General features: G+C 72.1%; 4 protein-coding genes. All 4 read right to left on the minus strand.

The window, feature by feature from the left end; all coding sequences use genetic code 11:
- Window positions 1-74 precede the first annotated feature (74 nt).
- The 4 genes from whiA to uvrC all read right to left on the minus strand — a co-directional run bounded on the left by whiA (window position 75) and on the right by uvrC (window position 4,948).
- Window positions 75-1,061 (minus strand): DNA-binding protein WhiA, encoded by a 987-nt coding sequence (whiA, locus tag VMF51_RS12070; RefSeq protein WP_325474682.1) that lies wholly within the window; start codon window positions 1,059-1,061, stop codon window positions 75-77.
- 72 nt (window positions 1,062-1,133) lie between these two features.
- Window positions 1,134-2,105, minus strand: a complete 972-nt coding sequence (locus VMF51_RS12075; protein ID WP_325474683.1) for a uridine diphosphate-N-acetylglucosamine-binding protein YvcK — start codon at window positions 2,103-2,105, stop codon at window positions 1,134-1,136.
- On the minus strand, window positions 2,102-2,974 hold the full coding sequence (rapZ, locus tag VMF51_RS12080) for an RNase adapter RapZ (RefSeq protein ID WP_325474684.1): 873 nt from the start codon (window positions 2,972-2,974) through the stop codon (window positions 2,102-2,104). Before rapZ ends, VMF51_RS12075 begins: the two co-directional genes overlap by 4 nt.
- 3 nt (window positions 2,975-2,977) lie before the next feature.
- Entirely contained in the window at window positions 2,978-4,948 is a 1,971-nt protein-coding gene (gene uvrC / locus VMF51_RS12085) for an excinuclease ABC subunit UvrC (protein WP_325474685.1), read from the minus strand.
- Between the last annotated feature and the right edge of the window lie 186 nt (window positions 4,949-5,134).

Below are 5,134 nucleotides of genomic sequence, written 5' to 3' on the forward strand. Positions count from 1 at the left end.
CGAGTCGGCAGTAGTTACTGCCGACTCGACGCGCAACTTCTGCCGACTCGGCGGTGTTGACGGTGCGTGGTGGCTCAGCCGTCCTCGGCGAGCATGTCGGGGGTGAGGGACGCCTCGGTGTCGGGGATGCCGAGCTCCTCGGCGCGCTTGTCGGCCATGGCCAGCAGGCGGCGGATCCGGCCGGCGATGGCGTCCTTGGTGAGCACCGGCTCGTGCAGCTGGCCGAGCTCCTCGAGCGAGGCCTGCTTGTGCTCCAGTCGCAGCGACCCGGCGAGCTTGAGGTGGTCGGGGATCTCGTCGCCGAGGATCTCGATCGCGCGCTCGACCCGGGCTCCCGCGGCGACCGCGGCACGGGCCGAGCGGCGCAGGTTGGCGTCGTCGAAGTTGGCGAGCCGGTTGGCGGTGGCTCGGACCTCGCGGCGCATCCGCCGCTCCTCCCAGGCCATCAGCGACTCGTGGGCGCCGAGCCGGGTCAGCAGCTGGCCGATCGCGTCGCCGTCGCGGATGACGACCCGGTCCACGCCACGCACCTCGCGGGCCTTGGCCTGGATGCCGAGCCGGCGTGCGACGCCGACCAGCGCGAGGGCCGCCTCCGGCCCGGGGCAGGTGACCTCGAGCGAGGAGGAGCGCCCCGGCTCGGTGAGCGAGCCGTGGGCGAGGAACGCGCCGCGCCAGGCGGCCACCGCGTCGCAGCCGCCACCCGACACCACGGCCGGCGGCAGGCCCCGGACGGGGCGTCCGCGCGGGTCGAGGAGCCCGGTCTGGCGGGCTAGCGACTCGCCGTCACGCGCGATCCGGACGAGGTACCGGCTGCCTCGGCGGATGCCGTTGCCCTGCACCACCACGACGTCCGCATGATGCCCGTAGACCTCCAGGACGTCCGTGCGCAGCCGCCGCGCGGCCGCGCCGGTGTCGAGCTCGGCCTCCACCACGATCCGACCGCTCACGATGTGCAGCCCGCCGGCGAAGCGCAGCATCGAGGCGACCTCGGACTTCCGGCAGCACGTCTTGGTGGTCTGGATGCTGGCGAGTTCCGCCTTCACCTGTGCCGTCATCGCCATACGGCCGATCCTGCCACGCGCGTCAATCACCCTGGAGGGCCAGGGGGACGGACCCGTGAGCGGAGTCTCAGCTCAGCGCTGCTCCAGGATGCGGGCGTACGCCGAGGCCAGCAACGCCGGGTCGTGCCGCGCCGAGCCGGGCTCCTCGGCGACGTCGTCGATCACGAGCACGGCGCCGGTGGCCGCCGCCATCTGCTGGAGCTCGTCGAGGTCGTCGCCGACGCTGCCCCGGTCGGCCAGCACGGTGTGCAGCTGGAGCTCCGGCGCGTGCTCGGCCAGCACGGCCAGGTGGTCGGCCGGGCCGAACCCGGGGGTCTCCCCCGCCTGCTCCTCGAGGTTGAGCACCACGATCACCCGGGCCTCGGTGCGCACCAAAGCGTCACGCATCGCGGGCACCATCAGGTGCGGGATGACGGACGTGAACCAGGAGCCCGGCCCGAGGACGACCCAGTCGGCCTCCTCGACCGCGCTCACGGCCTCCGGGCACGGCTCCGGGTCGGACGGGTCGAGGGCGATCTCGGCGATCACCCCGTCGGTGGTGGCGACCTCGACCTGGCCGCGGACCAGCGTGAGCGCGTCGGGGTCGTCGGCGACGAGACCACGGACGTCGGCGGTGATGTCCATCGGGGTCAGTGCCATCGGCAGCACCCGGCCCTTGGCGCCCAGCAGCCGGCCGACCCGGTCGAGGGCGTCGACGTGGTCACCGAGGAGCTCCCAGAGGCCGACGATCAAGAGGTTGCCGACCACGTGGCCGTTCATGTCGCCGTCGCCGGCGAAGCGGTGCTGCAGGACGTTGGACCAGGTCGTGCCCCACTCGTCGTCGCCGCACAGGGCGGCGAGCGCCATCCGCAGGTCACCGGGCGGGAGCACCCCGAACTGCCCGCGCAGCCGCCCCGACGAGCCGCCGTTGTCGGCCACGGTGACGACGGCGGTGAGCTCGTCGACCGTCAGGTCGTCGACGAGCCGGCGGAGTGCCCGCAGCGAGGTGTGCAGACCGTGCCCGCCACCGAACGCGACGACCGACTGGGCGCGCAGGCCGCTCACTCGCGTCCCAGGTCGCGGTGGATGGCGCGGGCGACGTACCCCTGCTCGTCGAGGCGGCGGGCGATCTCCTCGGTCATGGCGACACTGCGGTGCTTGCCGCCCGTGCAGCCGATGGCGACCCGCATGAACCGCTTGCCCTCGCGCAGGTAGCCCTCCGCCACCCCGGTGAGGACCGGGACGTAGGCGTCGAGGAACTCCTCGGCACCCGGCCTGCTGCGGACGTACGCCGCCACCTCGGCGTCCTGGCCGGTGCGCGGTCGCAGCTCGGGGATCCAGTGCGGGTTGGGCAGGAAGCGCATGTCGGCGATGAAGTCGGCGTCGACCGGGATGCCGTACTTGAAGCCGAAGCTCAGCACGGTGACCCGCAGCCGGGTGGTGTCCGGGGTGCCGAACGACTCGGAGATGCGGTCGGTGAGCTGGTGGACGTTGAGGGCGCTCGTGTCGATGACCAGGTCGGCGGTGCTGCGCAGGTCGGCGAGGACCTTGCGCTCGCGCTCCAGCCCGTCGAGCAGCCGACCGGTGCCCTGCAGCGGGTGCGGACGGCGGGCCGCCTCCTGGCGCCGGACGAGCACCTCGTCGGTGGCGTCCAGGAAGACCAGGGTGGCGTGGCGGCCGCTGGCGCCGTGGGCGAGGTTGGCCTGGAGCGAGCCGAAGAACGACCCAGACCGGACGTCGACGACCACGGCGATCGGCTGGCTCGGCCCACGGTTCTCGTCCACCAGCCGGACCACGTCGCTCAGCAGGCTGGGTGGCAGGTTGTCGACGACGTAGAAGCCGAGGTCCTCCAGCTCCTTCGCGGCCGTGCTGCGACCGGCTCCGGTCATGCCGGTGACGACCACCAGCTCGCCGGTCGAGGCACCGTGCTCCATCCCTCAGCCCTCCTCGATCTCGCCGGTCGCGGTGTTCACGGAGACAGTCTTGCGGGTCTCGGCCGCTGCCGTGACCGAGTCCTTGATCGCGGTCGCGGTGCGGGTGCCGATGCCCGGGACCTGCGCGATCTCCTCGACCGTCGCGGCGCGGAGCTTCTTCAGCGAACCGAAGTGCTTGAGCAGCGTCTTGCGGCGCACCTCCCCCAGACCCGGGATGTCGTCCAGCACGCTCTCGACCATCGTCTTGGAGCGGCGCGAGCGGTGGTGGGAGATGGCGAACCGGTGCGCCTCGTCACGCAGCCGCTGGAGCAGGTAGAGCCCCTCCGACGAGCGCGCCAGGATGACCGGGTCCTCCTGGCCCGGGAGCCAGACCTCCTCCAGCCGCTTGGCCAGGCCGCACACGGGGATGTCGTCGATGCCGAGCTCGTCGAGCGCGCGCTGCGCCGCCGCGACCTGCGGCGGGCCGCCGTCCACGACGACGAGGCCGGGTGCGTACGCGAACTTGCGCGGTCGTCCGGTCTCCGGGTCGACCAGCATCGGACCGGAGGTCTCGTCGCCCGGCTTGAGCTCGGAGCGGGCCTGCTCGTCGAGCAGTCGCCGGAACCGCCGGGTGATGACCTCGTGCATCGAGGCCACGTCGTTCTGACCGTCGACGCCCTTGATCACGAAGCGGCGGTACTCGCTCTTGCGGGCCAGGCCGTCCTCGAAGACCACCATCGATGCGACGACCTCGGTGCCCTGGAGGTTGGAGATGTCGTAGCACTCCATCCGCAGCGGGACCTCGTCGAGCTCCAGCGCCTCCTGGATCTCCTCCAGGGCGCGGTTGCGGGTCGTGAGGTCGCTGGCCCGCTTGGTCTTGTGCAGCACCAGGGCCTGCCCGGCGTTGCGGGCCACGGTCTCCTGCAGCGTCTTCTTGTCCCCGCGCTGCGGCACCCGGATCTCGACCTTGGCGCCGCGCAGGTCGCCGAGGAGCTGCTCGAAGGTGACCGGGTCGGGCGGCATCGCCGGCACCAGGATCTCGCGCGGGATGGACTCGGGGTCGCCGGCGTACAGCTGGAGCAGGAAGTCCTCGACGAGCTTGTCCGTCCCGCCCTCGTCGACGCGGTCGGCGACCCAGCCGCGCTGACCGCGGATCCGGCCGCCCCGGACGTAGAAGATCTGGACGGCGACCTCGAGGGGGTCCTCGGCGAGCGCGATCACGTCGACGTCCGCGCCGTCGCCGAGCACCACGGCCTGCTTCTCCAGCGCTCGCTCCATCGCCCCGAGGTCGTCGCGCAGCCGCGCGGCCTTCTCGAAGTCGAGGGCGTCGGACGCGGCGTACATCTCCTGCTCGATGCGGCGCGTGAACGGCCGGGTCCGGCCGGCCATGAACTCGCAGAAGTCGTCGACGATCTCGCGGTGCTCCTCGGCACTGACGTTGCCGACGCACGGCGCCGAGCACTTGTCGATGTAGCCGAGCAGGCAGGGCCGGCCGATCTGCGCCGACCGCTTGAAGACGCCGTTGCTGCACGAGCGCATCGGGAAGACGCGCAGCAGGATGTCGACGGTCTCGCGGATCGCCCAAGCGTGGCTGTACGGACCGAAGTAGCGGGTGCCCTTGCGCTTGGCGCCGCGCCCGACCATGACCCGCGGGAACTCCTCGCCGACGGTCACGGCCAGCCAGGGGTAGGACTTGTCGTCGCGGTACTTCACGTTGAAGCGCGGGTCGTACTCCTTGATCCAGGAGTACTCCAGCTGGAGGGCCTCGACCTCGGTCGCGACGACCGTCCACTCGACCGACGCGGCCGTGGTCACCATGGTCGCGGTGCGGGCGTGCAGGCCGGCCACGTCCTGGAAGTACGACGACAGCCGCGACCGCAGGTTGACCGCCTTGCCGACGTAGACGACGCGGCCGTCCTTGTCGCGGAACCGGTAGACGCCGGGCTGGGTAGGGATCGACCCGGGCTTGGGGCGGTAGGTCGACGGGTCAGCCACGCCCCAACCCTACGAGCCGGGTCCGACACCAGCCCGACCGCGGCGCACCGGGAGGGACCGACATTCCGGTCACCCCTTGCACGACCTTCCCGCGGGGCACTAGACCTGAGGTGATGACTCGGGACTCTCGGAGGTCGGCCCGTCGCCACGGTGTGGCGACGTGGGCCCGGCGCGTGACCGCGGCGA

The sequence above is a fragment of the Nocardioides sp. genome (assembly GCF_035503875.1).
GTDB lineage: Bacteria > Actinomycetota > Actinomycetes > Propionibacteriales > Nocardioidaceae > Nocardioides.

What these genes read in the sequence shown, in the direction of transcription:
- whiA (WP_325474682.1), bottom strand. Translation starts at nt 1,061, where the DNA reads ATGGCGATGACGGCACAGGTGAAGGCGGAACTCGCCAGCATCCAGACC.
- rapZ (WP_325474684.1), bottom strand. Translation starts at nt 2,974, where the DNA reads ATGGAGCACGGTGCCTCGACCGGCGAGCTGGTGGTCGTCACCGGCATG.